At 68.4% G+C, this 17,610-nt stretch carries 15 protein-coding genes and 1 riboswitch; of the genes, 3 read left to right on the forward strand and 12 right to left on the reverse strand.

What is annotated here, in order from left to right:
• The 10 genes from MLE18_RS16465 to MLE18_RS16510 form a co-directional block, all read right to left on the reverse strand.
• Positions 1-319: flagellin N-terminal helical domain-containing protein (locus tag MLE18_RS16465; protein ID WP_473828293.1), on the reverse strand; the 319-nt coding region annotated here is incomplete at its 3' end.
• A gap of 221 nt (positions 320-540) precedes the next feature.
• Positions 541-1,431 (reverse strand): flagellin N-terminal helical domain-containing protein, encoded by an 891-nt coding sequence (locus MLE18_RS16470; protein WP_243439893.1) that lies wholly within the window; start codon positions 1,429-1,431, stop codon positions 541-543.
• A gap of 215 nt (positions 1,432-1,646) precedes the next feature.
• Positions 1,647-2,351 (reverse strand): precorrin-2 C(20)-methyltransferase, encoded by a 705-nt coding sequence (cobI, locus tag MLE18_RS16475; RefSeq protein ID WP_243439894.1) that lies wholly within the window; start codon positions 2,349-2,351, stop codon positions 1,647-1,649.
• On the reverse strand, positions 2,348-3,214 hold the full coding sequence (locus MLE18_RS16480) for an ABC transporter substrate-binding protein (RefSeq protein ID WP_243439895.1): 867 nt from the start codon (positions 3,212-3,214) through the stop codon (positions 2,348-2,350). The genes cobI and MLE18_RS16480 overlap by 4 nt, the downstream gene beginning before the upstream one ends.
• A complete protein-coding gene (locus tag MLE18_RS16485) occupies positions 3,214-3,996 on the reverse strand; it encodes an ABC transporter ATP-binding protein (RefSeq protein ID WP_243439896.1) in 783 nt (260 codons plus the stop codon). The genes MLE18_RS16480 and MLE18_RS16485 overlap by 1 nt, the downstream gene beginning before the upstream one ends.
• The gene (locus tag MLE18_RS16490) at positions 3,989-4,996 is read right to left on the reverse strand and encodes a FecCD family ABC transporter permease (protein ID WP_243439897.1); all 1,008 of its coding nucleotides are present in this window, start codon (positions 4,994-4,996) and stop codon (positions 3,989-3,991) included. Before MLE18_RS16490 ends, MLE18_RS16485 begins: the two co-directional genes overlap by 8 nt.
• 34 nt (positions 4,997-5,030) lie before the next feature.
• A complete protein-coding gene (locus MLE18_RS16495; protein WP_243439898.1) occupies positions 5,031-5,936 on the reverse strand; it encodes a sirohydrochlorin cobaltochelatase in 906 nt (301 codons plus the stop codon).
• A 136-nt stretch (positions 5,937-6,072) separates the two neighbouring features.
• Positions 6,073-6,254, reverse strand: a riboswitch (cobalamin riboswitch).
• Positions 6,255-6,763: 509 nt separating this feature from the next.
• Complete coding sequence (gene metW, locus MLE18_RS16500) at positions 6,764-7,360, reverse strand: methionine biosynthesis protein MetW (protein ID WP_243439899.1); 597 nt, start codon at positions 7,358-7,360, stop codon at positions 6,764-6,766.
• Positions 7,361-8,539, reverse strand: a complete 1,179-nt coding sequence (gene metX / locus MLE18_RS16505; RefSeq protein WP_243439900.1) for a homoserine O-acetyltransferase MetX — start codon at positions 8,537-8,539, stop codon at positions 7,361-7,363.
• Entirely contained in the window at positions 8,536-10,521 is a 1,986-nt protein-coding gene (locus MLE18_RS16510; protein WP_243439901.1) for a response regulator, read from the reverse strand. Before MLE18_RS16510 ends, metX begins: the two co-directional genes overlap by 4 nt.
• 251 nt (positions 10,522-10,772) lie before the next feature.
• Here MLE18_RS16510 and ilvD point away from each other — a divergent pair, with 251 nt between their 5' ends.
• The gene (ilvD, locus tag MLE18_RS16515; RefSeq protein ID WP_243439902.1) at positions 10,773-12,434 is read left to right on the forward strand and encodes a dihydroxy-acid dehydratase; all 1,662 of its coding nucleotides are present in this window, start codon (positions 10,773-10,775) and stop codon (positions 12,432-12,434) included.
• A gap of 1,074 nt (positions 12,435-13,508) precedes the next feature.
• Here the strand turns inward: ilvD and MLE18_RS16520 are convergent.
• Entirely contained in the window at positions 13,509-13,859 is a 351-nt protein-coding gene (locus MLE18_RS16520) for a hypothetical protein (protein ID WP_243439903.1), read from the reverse strand.
• A 192-nt stretch (positions 13,860-14,051) separates the two neighbouring features.
• Here MLE18_RS16520 and MLE18_RS16525 point away from each other — a divergent pair, with 192 nt between their 5' ends.
• Positions 14,052-15,314, forward strand: coding sequence for a M48 family metallopeptidase (locus MLE18_RS16525; protein ID WP_243439904.1), 1,263 nt, complete (start codon positions 14,052-14,054; stop codon positions 15,312-15,314).
• Positions 15,315-15,367: 53 nt separating this feature from the next.
• Positions 15,368-16,240 (forward strand): diguanylate cyclase, encoded by an 873-nt coding sequence (locus MLE18_RS16530; protein WP_243439905.1) that lies wholly within the window; start codon positions 15,368-15,370, stop codon positions 16,238-16,240.
• Positions 16,241-16,262: 22 nt separating this feature from the next.
• Here the strand turns inward: MLE18_RS16530 and MLE18_RS16535 are convergent, their stop codons facing one another.
• Positions 16,263-17,549 carry a cyclic di-GMP phosphodiesterase gene (locus MLE18_RS16535; RefSeq protein ID WP_243439906.1) on the reverse strand — a complete coding sequence of 429 codons (1,287 nt, stop codon included), beginning with the start codon at positions 17,547-17,549 and terminating at the stop codon, positions 16,263-16,265.
• Between the last annotated feature and the right edge of the window lie 61 nt (positions 17,550-17,610).

Genomic DNA, 17,610 nt, shown 5'->3' on the forward strand with positions numbered 1-17,610 from the left:
CAGAGGTGTAGGTGCCCGTGGAGGCCTGGGTCGCCAGTTCCTTCATGCGGATCAGCTTTTCGTCGATGACGCCGAGCGCGCCGTCCGCGGTCTGGATCATGGAGATGGCGTCGTTGGCGTTGCGCACCCCCTGGTTGAGCGATGAGATGTTCGCGCGCATCAGTTCGCGGACAGCCAAGCCGGCCGCGTCGTCAGAAGCGTTGCCCACGCGCAGGCCCGAGGACAGGCGCCTGGTCGAAACGCTCAACTTGCCGTACGAGTTCGACAAGTTGCGGGACGCGTTCATCGCCATCATGTTGTGGTTGATTACGAGAGCCATGGTGATTCCTCCGTGAATGTTAAGCGGCTTCCTTGCCTGTTTTCATCCCCCCGGACGATCCCCCGCGCCGAACTGCCGGACCGGGTTTCAAGGGGATGATTCGCGCCTCTAATCGGCCGATTCCTGAAAAGCTTTAGCCCTCTCCGGGCGAAGAAACGAAAAAAGCCGGGGCGCTCGTACGCCCCGGCCAACGGAGGAGAGGGAGGCTCTCGTTCCCTCTTTTATCCCAAAAGCTGCTGAGCCATTCTGGGCAGGTTGTTGGCCTGGCCGAGCATGGCCACGGCGGATTGGGTCAGGATCTGCTGACGGGTGAATTCCGTCATTTCGGTGGCCACGTCCACGTCGGAGATCTGCGATTCGGCGGACTGCAGGTTCTCGGCCTGGATCTGCAGGTTCTGCACCGTGTTGGACAGGCGGTTCTGCAGGGCGCCCAGGTTGGCGCGGATCTTGTCCTTGGAGACGATGGCCTTGTTCAGGGCGGAGAGCGCCTTCTGGGCCAGGTCCTGCGTGGAGATGGAGCGCCCGGCCTTGCCCGCGCCCGCACCCTGGCCCACGCCCAGGGACGAGGCAGTGGCCGCGTTGATCTGCACGTAGTAGTAGTCGGAGGCGGAGTAGTTGTTGTTGCCGAAGTGCACCTTGAGCTTGCCGGTGGGCACCAGGCCGGAGCCGGAGTGCGTGGCGCCGGAGAGGTTGCCGTTGAGCAGGTAGATGCCGTTGAAGTCCGTGGACTTGGCGATTCGGGTGATCTCCGAGGACATGGCCTGGTACTCGGAGTCGATGATCAGGCGCTGGTCAGAGGTGTAGGTGCCGGTGGAAGCCTGGGTCGCCAGTTCCTTCATGCGGATCAGCTTTTCGTCGATGACGCCGAGCGCGCCGTCCGCGGTCTGGATCATGGAGATGGCGTCGTTGGCGTTGCGCACGCCCTGGTTGAGCGAGGCGATGTTGGCGCGCATCAGCTCGCGTACGGCCAGGCCGGCCGCGTCGTCCGAGGACGTGCCCACCCGCAGGCCCGAAGAGAGGCGCCTGGTCGAGACTGCCAGCTTCCCGTACGAGTTGGACAGGTTCCGTGTGGCGTTCGCCGCCATCATGTTGTGGTTGATAACCAGTGACATCGCGATTCCTCCTTGAATAGTGGTGGCATCCTTGCCTGCACGACTTCTCCCCTCCCCCCGGAAGGGCGTCGCGCTCTAGTGCACCCTTTCTGAAGCGCTTATCGAACGCGACAGGGTGTTTCTTTAGGGCGGAACCCCGAAAAAACGGCGGGCCGGGCGGGAATCGCTCCCCGCCCGGCCCGCAACATGCCGGAATCTCTAGACTTGCAGCCAGGTTATTTTTTTACCAGAATCAACGAGAAATAGGGCGGCCTCTCGCCCACCTCCGCAAGCCCCCGCACGATGGCCTCCCCGGGCAGGCCGCAGCGGCTGACCAGCACGGCCTTGTCCGCCAGGCCCATGGAGCCCAGCAGCTCACGCAGCATGGGGAAGCTCCTGTAGGCCTTGAGGATCACCGCGCTGTCGCAGGCCTCCAAAGCCCGGCGCAGGCGGGCCGGGTCATCCACGCCGGAAAGCACGGCCAGGTTCTCGCCTGATTCCGCCAGCCCCACTCCGGCTGCGGCCGCGGCGGCCTGGATGGAGCTGACGCCGGGCACCACCTCCACGCGCGCGTCCGGGCGCATGGCCTTGATCGTGCGCCAGAGGTAGAGGAACGTGGAATAGGTCATGGGGTCGCCCAGGGTGATGAAGGCCGCGTCGCGCCCCTGGTCCAGCGCCTCCAGCACGGCCCGGGCGTTGGCCTCCCAGGCGGCCTCCAGCACGGCGCGGTCGCGTGTCATGGGGAAGCCCAGGGACACCACCGGCGTCTCGGGGCGCATGTGCGGCGCGGCGATGGACAAGGCCAGGGAGTGGTCGTTCTTGGTGGAGGCCGCGGCGAACACCACGGCGCAGGCCCCCAGGGCCTTCACGGCCCGGATGGTCAGCAGGTCAGGGTCGCCGGGGCCGACGCCCACGGCATACAGGGTTCCGGTCGATATCACTTCGCCACTCCGTCGTTTGCGAACAGTTGCGGATACAAAAGGGCAGCCATCTGGCGCGCGCCCTGGGCCAGACGCGGCGTGGGCCTGCTGGTCAGGGCCTCGTCCACCAGGTACACCCGGCCCTCGCGCACGGCCTTGAGCCCGGAAAGCCCCGGGGTGGACGCAATCTCCTCCACGCTCACCGGGTTCATGGGCCCCTTCTGGGCCAGGTACACGTCCACCCGGTCCCCCGCGGCCACCAGCCGCTCCAGTCCGAACAGCGCGATGTTGCTGCCCGAGACGGGCTCGGCGTCCGGGGCGGCGTTGATCCCGCCGGCACGCTCCAGAACGAAGGCCGCCATGGAGCCGGGGCTCACCGTCTTCATCTGGCGGTGGATGGACTCGAAATACACGCGTCTGCGCTCCCGCTCCGGCACCCTGGCCACCACGGCGTCCAGCTCCGCCATCTCCCGGCGGAAGGCCGTCGCCATCTCCCGGGCCTGGGCCTCGCGCCCGGCGAGCCTGCCCAGCTCCAGCCAGTAGGGCTCAAGCTCCTCGGGCGAGGAGGGCTGGAGGCAAGCCACCTTGACGCCCAGGCGCTCCAGTTGCTCGATCAGCCCGGGCTGCGTGGTGCGGTGCATGGGGCGGGCCAGCACGAGGTCGGGCTTCAGGGCCGCGATGGCCTCGGCACCGTCGCGGGCGGAGAGCACGGGCAGGTCGCCCAGGGGCTCGTTCACGCCCACCAGCAGGCCCGCCGCGCCCATGAGCGCCAGGTTCTCGGCGTGGGCCGCGTACAGGCTGACCACGCGCGGACCCTCCCCGGCGTGGGCCGCGCCCGGCAATATGAGAAGCGCCACGATGGCGCAAGCCAGCCAAAAGCGCATCAATCCTCCAGAAACCGCACGTGCCCGCCGTCCACCCTGGAGCGGACGCCGAACACGCGGGCTATGTTCTCCTCGGTCAGGACCTCGGCCACCGGGCCGCAGGCAGCCGCCCCGCCCTCCTGGAGCAGGAGCAGACGCTCGCAGAACATGGCCGCCAGGTTGAGATCATGCAGGACCACCGCCACGCCCGCGCCGTGGCGCGAGGCCCGCTGCGCGAAGACGCGCAAGGCCAGGATGGCGTGGCGGATGTCCAGCCCGGCGGCGGGCTCGTCCAGCAGCACGGCGCGGCCGCCCTGGGCCAGGGTGCGGGCCAGGGCCGCGCGCCGTTTCTCGCCGCCGGAAAGCTCCGTGACCCGCCTCTGGGCCAGGCGCTCCAGGTCGAGCGCGGCCAGGGCCGCGTCCACACCCGCCCACTCGGCGTCCGGCGTCGCGCCGAAGCGCGGCAGCCAGGGGTGGCGGCCCATAAGCACGGCCTGGCGCACGGTGAAGCCGAAGCGGTCCTCGGTCTCCTGCGGGGAGTAGGCCACGGCGCGGGCCAGCTCCCTGCGGGGGACCGACTGGATGGGCCGCCCCTCCAGCAGAACCTCGCCCGAACTCGGGGCTTGCAGCCCGGCCAGGCAGCGCAGCAGGGTCGTCTTGCCCGCGCCGTTCGGCCCGACCACGCCCAGCACCTCGCCCTCGAAAAGAGTCACGTCCAGCCCGCGCAGCACCGGGCGGCCGCCGCGCTCCACATTGAGGCTCCGGGCCTCCAGCAGCGCGCGCTCAGCCCCCCCCTCAGCCATTGGCGCGCCCCCTCAGGAACAGCAGGCAGAAATACGGCCCGCCCAGGAGCGCCGTGAGCACGCCCACGGGCACCTCGTGGGCCAGGGCCGCGCGGGAGAGGGTGTCCGCCCCCAGCAGGAGCAGCATCCCCCCCAGCATGGAGGCGGGCAGCAGCCTGGCATGGCCCGGCCCCACGCCCATGCGGGCCATGTGCGGCACGATCAAGCCCACGAAGCCGATGATGCCGGAGACCGCCACGGAGCAGGCCGTCATCAGGGCCGCCGCGGCAAGCAGGGCCAGGCGCACAGGCTCCACGGCCACGCCCAGTGCCCCGGCCTGCTCGTCGCCCAGGCAGAGGGCGTCCAGGTCGCGGGCGAAGGCCAGGGCCACCGGCAGGGCCAAGCCCAGCCCGGCCCAGGCCACGGCAGTCTCGGCCCAGGTCTTGGCGGAGAAGCCGCCCATGAGCCAGAACACCAGCCCGGCCACGTTCTCGCCGGCCAAAAACTTCACGAACCCGATGCAGGCCTGGAGCGTGGCGGCAACCATCACCCCGGCCAGCACCAGGGTCACGGCGTCGAAGCCTCCCCCGGCCCGGGCCATGAGCAGCACCACCGCCAGCGCGCCGAGCGAGCCGGCCAGAGCCCATGCCGGAACGGACAGCACTCCCAGGCCCGTGAACCCGGCCAGCAGGCACAGGCAGGCTCCCAGCGCCCCGCCCGCAGAGACCCCCAGGGTGTAGGAATCCGCCAGGGGGTTGCGCAGCACGCCCTGCAAGAGCGCCCCGGAGAGCCCCAGGGAGCCGCCCACGGCCAGGGCGCAGGCGATGCGCGGCAGGCGCACGTCCCAGACCAGGGCCACGCTCATGGCGGGCACCCCGGCCAGCCAGCCCTCCTGCCCCAGGAGCTTGCCCGCCAGCACGCGCGCCGCGTCGGCCGCGGGCACGGGCACGGTCCCGGCCGCGGCTGCCGCCAGCGCGGTGAGCGCCACGCAGAGCGCCAGGAGCGGTTCGACTCCCCTCATGCGGCTCCCCGCCCTTGCCCTCAGGGGGGCCGGGCTATCTCAGGCGCTCCAGCGCCTGGGCAAGATGATCGATCCAGATGTCCGCCACGGGGCCCATCTCCCCCGTGCCCTTGAGCACGGGCGCGCAGGCCACGCCGTGGGCCTCCAGGGCGGTCTTCCAGGAATCCGGGCCGTCACCGGCCATGTCGTTGCGGGCGTGCTCCCCGGCCACGGCGAGCAGCGGCACGAGCCAGGCCTTCTTCAGGCCCGCCCGGGCGAGCTCCGCCAGCACGTCCTCCCGGGAGGGGGAGGCGTCCACGGTGCCCACGAAGGCGTTCCGGTCCTTGCGCCACAGGTAGTACTGCAAGGCCGGGTAGGAGGCGTTCGCGTTGTGGCGAGACCCGTGCCCCACCAGGACCACCGCCTCGCCCGGCTTGCGTTCGGCGGACACGGAGGCCAGCAGCGCGGCGGCGGCCCGCTCCATGTCCCGCGGGGAGGCCAGCAGAGGCTCGCCCACCTCCACCCGGGCGATGCCCTTGGGCATGCCGGAGAAGGCCAGGGCAGTCCTGCGCAGGGCCTCGAACTCCTCGCCGGGGATGGTCTGCAGGGACTGCACGGCCACGCGCCCGAAGCCCTCGTCGGCCATGCGGGCCAGGGCCAGGGCCGGGGAATCAAGTCGGACGCCCTTCTCTTTGGCCAGCTTGTTGCGGATGGTCACGGAGGTGTAGGCCCAGCGGACCTCCATGCCCGGGAAGCGCTCCCGGACCTTGGCTTCTATGTTGGCGTAGGCCGCGTCGGCCCCTTGGGCGCTGGTCCCGAAGGCCACCAGCAGCAGGCCCGTCTTCCCCTCGTTTTTTGCTTCGCCGTGGGCCAGAGCCCCGGAAGCGGCAGACACGAGGCAGGCCAGAACAAGCAACGGGACGAGAATTCCACGCAAGGCGGGGGGGAAGGCGGAAGTCATGAGCGCGCTCCATCGCTTTGCGGCTTGTTGGAAGGAAGAAGACCGGGCCGCTCCCCACCCGTTTCCGGCTGGAGAAGCGGCCCGTATTCGCCCTTCTGGGGTCCATGCACGGCAATAGCCCGTTGCCCTGCTGGAAGCATGGTATGACGCACAGGCAGGTCTTCCGGCTCGTTCCGTCCGCCCCGGCCTTCCCGGGGGATTCCCCAGTGGCGCGCGAAGGGGCGGACACGCATGGAACTTACGGCGGCGGGACCGCTCCCGATTTGAACGGGATTCCCTATTCTCCCATTGCTGGGCACCTGTGGGGCCTGCGCTATCCGGTCGGAGGGGGGTTGTCAATGAAGGCGACGGCCTTCCGGCGCAAGCGCAGAAAAGGGGCCTGTTGGTGGGCCTGCCCCTGCGCTCCGCGCGAGGCTGAGGGAGATTCATGCCGCCAGGGTTGAAGCAGTTCCGTGCAAGCTCAGGTGAGGCATTCAGTGGGCCAGCCCAGCGCCCCTGGCGGCGCGGCGGGCGGCCCAAGCTGCCGGGCCTGCGGCTCTGCTGCGAAGCGGATGGAAAAGTCATTCAGTGGGCCAGCCCCAGCGTCCCTGGCGGCGCGGCGGGTGGCCCAAGCTGCCGGGCCTGCGGCCCTCTGGCGAAGCGCCAGCGCAAGGCCGCCCGCCGCGCCGCCAGGGGCGCTGGGGCTGGCCTATCGTCACAACGTGGAATACGGGATGAAGAATATGGTCTCAGGCTGAAAGCGTATGCCGCAACAACGCGAAGCTAAAGGGGATTCCAAAGGGAGGAACTCCCTTTGGCCGCCGGAGGCATATCCCCCCTCCCCTCCTCTACCTTCCCAGCAAGAATATCCCGTTGGTGGCCCGCAGGTTGGGCAGCCAGTTCAGGATCAGCCCCGTGCGCGCCGAAGGCTCCGTCTTCACGGCCACGGCCTCGATGACCGGGATGGAGTGGCGCACGCAGAAGCGCTTGAAGTCCACCAGGGTGATCACGCGGATGTTGGGGGTGTCGTTCCACTCGTAGGGCAGTTCCGGGGTCACGGGGGCGCGGCCCTGGAAGAACATCTGGCAGCGGCCGCGCCAGTGGGCGAAGTTGGGGAAGCTGACCACGGCCCTGCGGCCCACGCGCAGCATCTGGCGGATGAGCCCCAGGGGCTCGGCCACCTGCTGCAACGTCTGGGAGAGCACCACGAAGTCGAAGAAGTGGTCGGGGTAGTCCATGACCTCGCGGGTGATGTCGCCCTGGAGGATGGAGACCCCCCGTGCGATGCCCTCGGCGGCCTTGGCCTCGTCCTGCTCCACGCCGTAGCCCTGCACGTTCTTGGCCTGGTGCAGGTATTCCAGCAGTTCGCCCTGGCCGCAGCCCAGGTCCAGCACGCGCGATTCCGGGGCGATCCAGGAGGCGATGAGGTCGAGATCGTAGCGCATCTAGAGAATCCCCCTGGCCATGTCGCGGCTGGTGCGCTCCAGGTGGCCGGAGATGAGCCCGGCCAGGCGGGGGCTGTCCAGCAGGAAGGCGTCGTGCCCCCAGTGGGCCTCGATTTCGCAGAAGCTCACGTCCTTTCCGGCGCGCTTGAGGGCCTGCACCAGCTCGCGGGACTGGTAGGTGGGGTAGAGCCAGTCCGAGCTGAAGGAGACCACCAGGAAGCGCACCTTGCCGCGCGAGAAGGCCTTGGTGAGCGAACCGCCGCCGTGGGTGGAGCCCAGGTCGAAGTAGTCGGCGGCGCGGGTGATGTAGAGGAAGGAATTGGCGTCGAAGCGCTCCACGAACTTGCGGCCCTGGTAGCGCAGGTAGGACTCCACCTGGAAGTCGGCGTCGAAGCTGAAGGAGAAGTCGGCCCTGTCCTGCAGGCCCCGGCCGAACTTGTGGCGCATGGCCTCGTCGGAGAGGTAGGTGATGTGGCCGATCATGCGCGCCACGGCCAGGCCGTGGGCGGGCTTGCAGCAGCTGTAGTAGCGGCCGCCGTTCCAGTCAGGGTCGGCCACGATGGCCTGGCGGGCCACCTCGTGGAAGGCGATCTGCAGGGCCGAGTGCCTGGGCGCGGTGGCCAGGGCGATGGCGGAGACCAGCCGGTCGGGGTAGCGCGCGGCCCACTCCAGCACCTGCATGCCGCCCATGGAGCCGCCCACGGCGGCCAGCAGGCGCTTGACGCCTAGATGGTCCAGCAGGGCTTTCTGGGCGCGGACCATGTCCCCGATGGTGAGCACCGGGAAGTCCGGCCCGTAGGGCTGGCCCGTGGCCGGGTCGATGCTGGCCGGGCCGGTGGAGCCCATGCAGCCGCCCAGGACGTTTGCGCAGATGACGAAATACTGGTCCGTGTCGATGCCCTTGCCCGGCCCGATCATCACTTCCCACCAGCCAGGCTTGGGGTCGGAGGCGCTGTAGACCCCGGCGGCGTGGCTGTCGCCCGTGAGGGCGTGGCAGACCAGCACGGCGTTGGAGCCGTCCGGGGCCAGGGTGCCGTAGGTCTCGTAGGCCAGGGTCACGGGGCCGATGACTGCGCCGCTCTCCAGGGGCATGGGTTCGTCCTGGGCGAAGGTGAAGAGGCGCTTCTCCACCAGTCCCACGCCCTCGGCGTCGAGGTCGTGCTCGGCGTACTCGCTCACCTGAAGCCGCCCTTGGGCTTGTGGAGATGGTCCATGGCCAGGGCCACCTGGACCTCCAGGCACTCGAACAGGGGGGAGTGATCCGCGTCCGGCTGGGCGGAGAGCGCTTTCTCCAAGGCCATGGCCGCGGCCTCCACTCCCGTGGCGCAGACCACGGCCGCCATGCCCTTGAGCGTGTGGGCGGCGCGCGTGGCATCGGCGAATCTGCCGGTCTCCATGGCGGCGCGCAGCGCATCGGTGGTGGAACCGGAATTCTTGATGAACAGGGCCAACAGCTCCGGCAGGATGTCACCCATATTGGCGAAGCGTCTGGCCTGCTGCGCCGTGTCGAACGGCCCGCCCCCCTCAGACGCGGGGGCCGCTGCTTCCGCCTGGTCGCCCGGGGCTTTCCCCGCTTCGGCCGGGCAGGCCGACGAGACCGAACAGACCTCCAGGATGACGCGTTCGAAGTGCTCCAGGTCCAGGGGCTTGGCCAGATAGGCGTCCATGCCGGCCTTGAGGAAGCGCTCCTCGTCGCCGCGCATGGCGTGGGCCGTGACGGCCACAATGGGGATGCGCGGATCGAACCGGGAGCCGTCGTGGCCACGGATGGCCGCGGTGGCCTCCACGCCATCCATCTCCGGCATGGAGATGTCCATGAGCACGATGTCGAAGACGTCGCGGGCCAGGGTGTCCAAGGCCGCCCGCCCGTTCTCTACCGCTGTGACCCTGTGCCCGCGCTGGATCAGGAACTTGGTGGTGAAGCGCCTGTTCACGGCGTTGTCCTCGGCCAGCAGGATGCGCAGGGACGCCTTGGAGCCGCCGCCCTTCCGCGCCTGCGGGGCCCTCGCGGCGCTGCTTGCCGCCCACTCGTCGGCAGACGCCGGGCTCATGCCGACAGGGATGACGCAGGTGAACACCGCCCCGCCGCCCTCCGCGTTGCGGGCGGAGATGGTGCCGCCCACGGTTTCCAGCAGGCGCTTGCAAACGGTGAGGCCCAGGCCCGCGCCGGGGTGCCGCCAGCGGCCCAGAAGGGCCGCCCTCGCCGGGGCGTCCTGCAGCAGGGACAGGCCGTACTCGTCCAGGCCGATGCCCGTGTCCTCCACCTCCAGCACCAGCAGCCCCTGGGTTTCCATTCTGGCCCGCACTGCGACTTTTCCGGCCGAGGTGAACTTGACCGCGTTGTCCAGCAGGCAGGCCGCCACCTGGCGCAGCCGGGCCGGATCGGTCCGCAGGTGCGCCGGCACGTCCGGGTCGACCTCCAGCGACAGGACCAGCCCCTTGCGGCTGGCCGCGCGGGAGAACGCCTCCAGGACGCCCTCCAGGACCAGGCGGACGTCGAAGTCGGCGGAGGAGTGGGCATCGTTGCCTGTTTCCGTGTCGGTGTAGTCCAGCAGGTTGTCCATGACGAAGCGCAGGGAGGAGGCTGCCGACTCAAGATCATCCAGGATGTCCCGCTGGCCCAGGGTGGGCTCGCTGTCGATCAGCAGGCGGACCATGCCGAGGATGGAGTTCAGGGGGGTGCGCATCTCCCTGCTGACGTTGACCAGGAAGCTGTTCCTGAATACGGCTGCGCGCCCGTGCTCCTCGCGTTCGCGAAGCAGCTCGGCGCGGCATTCCCCCTCGCCGGCCCCGGGAATCTCCATCAATGCCCACAAGAGGTGTCCCTGCTCCCCGGAGCCCAGCTGAACACAGCGCACGGCCACGGGGATCTCCCTGCCGGACGCGGTCCGCAACGACAACCTGCGGGTCGGAGACGCGTTGCCGGGCTCCTCCGGCCCGGGATTGTCCAGGCTGTAGAGGAAGGCCTCCAGGGGCGCGCCCGCCAGGCTGGCGGGGGAGAGGCCGGTCATTTCCCCCAGCCGCGGATTCACGCGGAGCACGGCGCCGTCGCGGTCAGTTACTGCGAGGCCCACCGGTGCGTCCTCCCACTGTGGCCGGGGGTAGGAAATGTCCGGGCGGGTACTGTCAACGAAGCCGGATTCGTGTGATTCGGGAGCCATGTACGGAACCTCATTGGCGAGCGCGCCATACTCCTTAGAACGGCATTCCATCCTGGGCGCGCTACTTTTGGGCCTAACCCAAACCCGCGCATAGCGCCAGGGTCCGAGCTGATTTTTTCGACAGATCAAGCCTTATCTGAGAAATTTTATTGCCTACTGGCGCGGTCGGCTTACAAGGCCGCAGAATCCCGGGGGGTGACTTCGCCCCGCTTTGGGGCTATCCACGGCTCATCCCACTCCCAGGAGCCGCCATGCGCAGCAAACTCATGACCGGCGGGCTGGAGAAAGCCCCCCACCGCTCCCTGCTCCACGCCCTCGGACTGACCCGAGAGGAAATCGAACGCCCCCTGATCGGCATCGTCAACTCCGCCAACGAGGTGGTCCCCGGCCATCTGCACCTGGACACCATCGCCAACGCGGCCAAGGCCGGCGTCCGCATGGCGGGCGGCACGCCCATGGAATTCCCGGTGATCGGCGTCTGCGACGGCCTGGCCATGAACCACGCGGGCATGCGCTACTCGCTGCCCAGCCGCGAGATCATCGCCGACTCCATCGAAATCATGGCCACGGCGCACCCCTTCGACGCCCTGGTGATGATCCCCAACTGCGACAAGACCGTGCCCGCCATGCTCATGGCCATGCTGCGGCTGAACATCCCCTCGATCCTGATCTCGGGCGGCCCCATGCTGGCGGGCTCCTCGGCGGGCAACCCCGTTGACCTCATCAGCGTGTTCGAGGCCGTGGGCCGCGTGAAGCGCGGCGAGATGGACGAGGAGCAGCTCTGCGACCTGGAGATGAAGGCCTGCCCGGGCTGCGGCTCCTGCTCGGGCATGTTCACGGCCAACTCCATGAACTGCCTGTCGGAGTCCATCGGCCTGGCCCTGCCCGGCAACGGAACCATCCCGGCGGTGACGGCGGCGCGCGTGCGCCTGGCCAAGTACGCGGGCATGAAGGTCATGGAGCTGCTGGCCAAGGACATCAAGCCCCGCGACATCGTGACCAAGGGCTCCGTGGCCAACGCCGTGACCATGGACATGGCCCTGGGCTGCTCCACCAACACGGTGCTGCACCTGCCCGCCATCTTCGCCGAAGCCGGGCTGGACCTGACCCTGGACATCTTCGACGAGATCAGCGCGCGCACCCCCAACGTCTGCAAGCTCTCGCCCGCAGGCCACCACCACATCGAGGACCTGCACCGCGCGGGCGGCATCCCCGCCGTGATGCAGGCCCTGGCCAAGCGCGGGCTCATCGACACCTCGCTCTTGACCGTCACCGGCAAGACCGTGGGCGAGAACCTGGCCGAGCTCAAGCCCGTCATCGCCGACGAGGACGTCATCCGCGACAAGACCCCCTACTCCGAGAAGGGCGGCATCGCCGTGCTGCGCGGCTCCTTGGCCCCGGAAGGCGCGGTTGTCAAGCAGTCCGCCGTGGCCCCGGAGATGATGCAGCGCACCCTCACGGCCCGCTGCTTCGACTCGGAGGAGACCGCCTACGCGGCCATCCTGGCCGGGGAGATCAAGCCCGACATGGCCATCGTCATCCGCTACGAAGGCCCCCAGGGCGGCCCCGGCATGCGGGAGATGCTCTCCCCCACGGCGGCCATCATGGGCATGGGCCTGGGCTCCGACGTGGCCCTGCTCACGGACGGGCGCTTCTCCGGCGGCACGCGCGGCCCCGCCATCGGGCACATCTCGCCCGAGGCGGCCGAGGGCGGGCCCATCGGCCTGGTCAAGGACGGGGACAAGATCCAGATCGACATCCCGGCCCGCAAGCTGGAATTGCTCGTCTCCGAAGAGGAGCTGGCGGCCCGCCGCGCGGTCTTCAAGCCCGTGGAGAAGCCCCTGCCCTCGGGCATGCTGCGCCGCTACGCCCGCTCGGTGAAGTCCGCAGCCTACGGCGCGGCCATGAAATAGGCCCCACAGCCTGAAACGAAAAAGCCCGGCTTGCGCCGGGCTTTTTTATTGCCGCGCCGGGCGGCGAGAACCTACTGGCCGGGTTGCTGGCCGCCGCCCGCGGGCTGCTGGCCTTGCACGCCCTGGGGATGCATCTGGCCGGGAGTCCCCACGCCTGGGGAGCCGGGCGTCATTGAGCCCGAGCCTGAGCCCGACCCCATGCCCGAACCGGAGCCCATACCGGAGCCAGAGCCCATACCCGAACCGGAACCGGAGCCAGAGCCCATACCCGAACCGGAACCGGAGCCGGAGCCAGATCCCGAACCCATGCCCCCTCCGGAGCTTCCGCCTCCCATACCGCCTCCGCCGCCGGAGCCACCGCCACCACCGGAGCCGCCTCCGCCACCACTGGATCCACCGCCACCACCGGAGCCGCCTCCGCCTCCGCCACCGCCGCCCATGCCCGCAAAGGCCAGGGAACTCACGAGCAACAGGGCGAGGCACACCGACACGATCTTCTTCACCCGCTGGGAAATCGTCGCCATGTTCCGTATCCTCCTTTGGGAGAGCCTCTCCCAACGCTGGTCATCGTCCAAAAACAACGCGCCGGGCAGCGATCACCGCCGAGCCCCGGCTCCCGGTCCGGTCCAGGCGGCATCCGCCGCTGACGAGCCCCTCGCGCCCCTGCCTGCGGCGCGGCCTGATGCGTCGGGCCGAGCTGCGGCCAGGATTTTCCTTCCATCCCTGTTGATGAGCCATATCATAACCGCTGCCCAGGTCGAGACCCACAGCAAAGTCAGCATCAATTCCATCGGAATCGTCAACACAGTGAACTGCAACACAGCCGTATCCTCCTGTCATGCGTCCCAATTGCGGACAAACAGCTTCTGCATGGTTGATGCCAGGAAAATACCCTATGATATCAACAAGGCGGTTGGGGATTTGTGCATCCTGAAGTGCAGATCCCTGCACATCCGGCGCGCCAGGACGACGTGTGGGCGCCGAAACTGGGCGGAAAACGCCCTCAGAGGCGGGGCCCGCTGAAACAGAAAAGCCCCTCCGCATGGGAGGGGCCTCTTCTTTCTCCGGCAGAGTCTATCTCACCCGCTTCCAGGGCCTGCCCTCCTCGGCGGGCACCATGTAGTAGCGGCCCAGACGGCTTGGGTGCACATGCGGCGGCAGGCCGCCGAGCACCCAATGCCTCCCCTGGCGGGACCAGTACATCCCGGCGACCGGGTCCCAGTAGACGTTCCAGGCCGGGTAGTACCAGTAGTTGACCACCGGCACCCGGTACACCCGGACCGGAGGCGGCGGGGGAGGCGGCGGGGGCGGATACCCGGGGGTGATGATCACCGCCGGAGGTTCGTAGACGTAAACCTTGCGGGCCTGCGCCGTGGCGGTCAGGGCCAGGCACAGCGCCAACGCTGCCAGTGCTGCGGTGCTCATTCGCATGGACATCTCCCGCGCGCCGGGGCGGAACCATTACCGCCCTGCGGGCGTTGTATGCACTGGACAGTATCACGCCACGGCGCGGGACACAGCATTGGTCCGGGTTAACAATTTGAAAGCATGGCCTGTTGCCGGGAGACCCGGCGCGGTATATCTCCCCGGGACGACCCGCCTCCAAGGAGTCACCGCTTGCTGGTCAACGGCCCCACCCTTCTCGTGCTCGCGGCGCTGGTGCTGTGTTATCTCGTCACAGGGCTGGCCCGGCGGCTCAACGTCCGCTGCCTGAGCGAGTCCATCCCGCCCGAATTCGAGGGCGTGTTCGACCCCGGGCAGTACCGCCGCTCCCAGGAATACCTGCGCGCCGGCGCACGCCTGGAGCAGCTGCGCGAGAGCTTCGACACCCTCCTGGCCTGCGGTTTCGTGCTGGCGGGCGGCATCGGCTGGGCAGACGCCCTGGCGCGCGGCCTGGCCGGGAGCCTGGGGCTTGGAGAACTCGGTACCGGGTTGATCTTCCTGGGAGGGCTGGGCCTGGCCCAGGCGGTCCTGAGCCTGCCCTTCGACATCTACTCCACCTTCCGGCTGGAGGCCCGTTTCGGCTTCAACCGCACCACGCCGGGGCTGTTCATCGCCGACAGGCTCAAGGGCCTGGCCTTGGGGGCCGTGCTTGGCGGCGCGTTGTGCTCCGGGGTGATCTGGGCCTACATGCGAATGGGTTCAGTGGCCTGGCTTGTGGCCTGGGGCGTGGTGGCCGGGTTCTCGGCGCTCATGCTCTGGCTGGGGCCCGCCTGGCTGCTGCCCCTGTTCAACCGCTTCACGCCGCTGGAGCCGGGGGAGCTGCGCGAGGCCATCGAGGCCTACGCGGCCGGGCACAGCATCGGGCTGGATGGCATCTTCGTCATGGACGGCTCTCGCCGCTCGGCCAAGGCCAACGCCTTCGTCACGGGACTGGGCAGAAGGAAACGGATCAGCCTGTACGACACCCTGTTGGACAGACTGTCAAACGAACAGGTGGTCGCGGTGCTGGCCCACGAGGTGGGGCACAGCGTGCGCAGGCACATCCTCAAGGGGTTCGCCGTGGCCATGCTCAAGACGGGCCTGCTCCTGGCCGTGCTCCAGGCCATGCTGGCCAGCGCCCCCCTGCAGCAGGCCTTCGGAGCCGCCCAGCCTTCGGTGCATGTGGGCTTGACGGTCTTCGCCCTGGCCTACCAGCCCCTGGCCCTGCTGCTGGCGGCTTCGGCCAACGCGCTCTCCAGGCGCTTCGAGTTCGAGGCCGACGCTTTCGCCGCCGACACCCCCGAGCGGGCCGGAGCCCTGTCGGGAGCGCTCAAGGCGCTCAGCGTGGCCAACCTGGCCAACCTCACGCCGCACCCGCTCACCGTCTGGCTGCATTACAGCCATCCGCCCGTCCTGGAGCGCGTCCGGCGTCTGGAAGGCGCCAGCAGACCCCGGTGATTTTTTTACACATCCAAATTGAAAAGCCTGCCGATATATATTAGCCCCCGGACATGCCAACGCGGACGAAACGGCTGCTCCGAGAGATCATACTGGTCAAGCTGCCCCAGCTGGGCAAATGCCGGAGCGTGCTGTTGTGCGTCCTGTTGCTCGGCGCCGTGGCATACCTCGACTGGCTGACAACATTCGGAATCAACCTCGCCGGCCTCTATCTGCTGCCTGTTTTCGTGGCGGCCGTATCCACCGGCCTGAGGGGCGGGCTGTTGGTGAGCCTGGCCAGTTCCGTCGCGAGAACCACCACCGACGTCCTCACGGGGGTGGTATTCACCTCCTGGCTTGGCTTTTATGCCAACCTGTTCATCAGTTTCCTCATTTTCTTCTGTTTCGCCTGGCTGGTGAGGGCGCTGCACGAATCCTACGTTGAGGAGAGCCAGGCCAGCCGCACCGACGAACTCACCGGGATAGCCAACCGCAAATGCTTCTACGAGATGGCCACCCTGGAGCTGGAGCGGTGCAGACGCTTCGACAAACCCCTCAACCTGCTCATCGTGGACGCCGACAATTTCAAGGCCCTCAACGACGCTCACGGCCACCTCACGGGTGACAGGGCCCTGCGGGTCATCGCGGAGACCATCGTGAACAACGTGCGCGCCATCGATCTCGTAGCCAGGCTGGGGGGAGACGAGTTCGCGGTGCTCCTGCCCGAGATCGGGCCTGAGGAGACCAGGAAGGTAGCGACCAAGATCCACGACATGGTCATCAAGGCCATGCGCCAGAACGGCTGGGCCTTGACCTGCAGCGTGGGGGCGATCTCCTGCCAGGACCACAGCGCCTCACTGGAGGCCATCCTGCACAAGGCCGACATGGCCATGTACGAGTCCAAGCGCACGGGGAAGGACCGCGTAACGGAAGAAAACGCCTGCTGAGCCGCCGGAAGGCCCGAGGATTCTAGGCGCCGCCCTGCGTCAGGAAGGGGCAGGTCATCTCCTCCGGCTCCACGTTGCGCTCTATCTCGAATTCCTTGCGGCCCATCTCCTCGCAGAGCCTGCGCGTGTTGACCCTGCGCCTGGGCACGGGGACCCGGTTCGCGTCGCAGATGACGATCACCTCGGGGTGCAGCGGGCTCCCCTCGATCTGGCGCGAGACCACGGCGTAGCAGCCGTTGCGCAGCTGCACCACGCTGTTGGCCGGAAACACGCCCATGCGCTTGATGAACATGTCCACCATGTCCCTGGGGAAGGCCTTGTCCCTCATGTTGAAGAGCGCGCGGATGGCCGTGTGGCCCGAGACCCGCCCGCTGTACACCCGCTCGGAGGTTATGGCGTCGTACACGTCCACGATGCTCACAAGGTAGCTGTGGGGATGGATGGCGCCGCCGGTCAGGCCGCGAGGATAGCCGCTGCCGTCCATGCGCTCGTGGTGCTCCAGGGTGGCGCGCAGCACCAGGGGGTCGACCCCTTTCTGGGCTTTGAGGTGATCATGGCCCAGGCGGCTGTGTTGCTTGACCACCTCGAACTCTTCCTGGGTGAGCTTGTCCGGTTTGGCGATGAGCTCCTTGGGCACGAGGCATTTGCCCACATCATGCAGGATGCCCGCCAGGCCCACGATCTCCAGGGCCTTGCGGTCCAGCTGCATGGCCTCGCCCAGCAGGACGCCCAGGGCGGCCAGGTTCACGGAGTGGGTGTAGGTGTAGTCGTCGAAGGCTTTGAGCTGCAGCAGGTTGTGCAGCACGTCCTCGTTGGTGTGCACGGAGGCGATAAGATGCCCCACGAGGGCCTTGAGTTCGTCCACGTCCAGCTGCTCACCCCCGACCACCCCGCGCGTGAGCTTGCGAGTGGAGCGCATGGCGTGGTCGAAGAGCTTGCGGGCGAACCGGGCGGTCCGCGCCGGATCGGTCGGGGGCGGCACCGGAGGCAGGCCCGGAGCGGCTGCCGGCGCTTCGCTCCTCAGTTGCGGGCTGTCGAAGCGGGGCGGCGGGCCAAAGCCTTCGGTGGTGTGCTCGAAGGCGTCGGGCGGAGACTGGGAGGCCCCGCCGGCCGTGCCGCCGACTTTGCTGCCGAGCGCCGGGTCGATCTGCACATGGCGCACCCCAAGGCGCTGCAGCTCGTCGATGAGCCGCTGGTCCCTGATGACGCCAAGACGCGAGGAAACGAAGGGGTGGCGGAACCAGGAAAGGTCGAAGGAGCTGACAAACATGCCAGGCTTGAGCTCCTCCAGGGGAATCCACTTGCTCATGCCATCCGCCCGCGCCAACTCCGACCGTTAAAGGATGAAATTATGCAACACCTATTATAGC

This window comes from Fundidesulfovibrio soli (assembly GCF_022808695.1).
GTDB lineage: Bacteria > Desulfobacterota > Desulfovibrionia > Desulfovibrionales > Desulfovibrionaceae > Fundidesulfovibrio > Fundidesulfovibrio soli.

Bases quoted from the DNA above. Each gene is read 5' to 3' on its own strand.
- MLE18_RS16480 (WP_243439895.1), bottom strand. From the start codon at position 3,214: ATGCGCTTTTGGCTGGCTTGCGCCATCGTGGCGCTTCTCATATTGCCG.
- MLE18_RS16485 (WP_243439896.1), bottom strand. From the start codon at position 3,996: ATGGCTGAGGGGGGGGCTGAGCGCGCGCTGCTGGAGGCCCGGAGCCTC.
- MLE18_RS16520 (WP_243439903.1), bottom strand. From the start codon at position 13,859: ATGAGCACCGCAGCACTGGCAGCGTTGGCGCTGTGCCTGGCCCTGACC.
- MLE18_RS16510 (WP_243439901.1), bottom strand. From the start codon at position 10,521: ATGGCTCCCGAATCACACGAATCCGGCTTCGTTGACAGTACCCGCCCG.
- MLE18_RS16490 (WP_243439897.1), bottom strand. From the start codon at position 4,996: ATGAGGGGAGTCGAACCGCTCCTGGCGCTCTGCGTGGCGCTCACCGCG.
- MLE18_RS16470 (WP_243439893.1), bottom strand. From the start codon at position 1,431: ATGTCACTGGTTATCAACCACAACATGATGGCGGCGAACGCCACACGG.
- MLE18_RS16530 (WP_243439905.1), top strand. From the start codon at position 15,368: ATGCCAACGCGGACGAAACGGCTGCTCCGAGAGATCATACTGGTCAAG.
- MLE18_RS16495 (WP_243439898.1), bottom strand. From the start codon at position 5,936: ATGACTTCCGCCTTCCCCCCCGCCTTGCGTGGAATTCTCGTCCCGTTG.
- ilvD (WP_243439902.1), top strand. From the start codon at position 10,773: ATGCGCAGCAAACTCATGACCGGCGGGCTGGAGAAAGCCCCCCACCGC.
- metW (WP_243439899.1), bottom strand. From the start codon at position 7,360: ATGCGCTACGATCTCGACCTCATCGCCTCCTGGATCGCCCCGGAATCG.
- MLE18_RS16535 (WP_243439906.1), bottom strand. From the start codon at position 17,549: ATGAGCAAGTGGATTCCCCTGGAGGAGCTCAAGCCTGGCATGTTTGTC.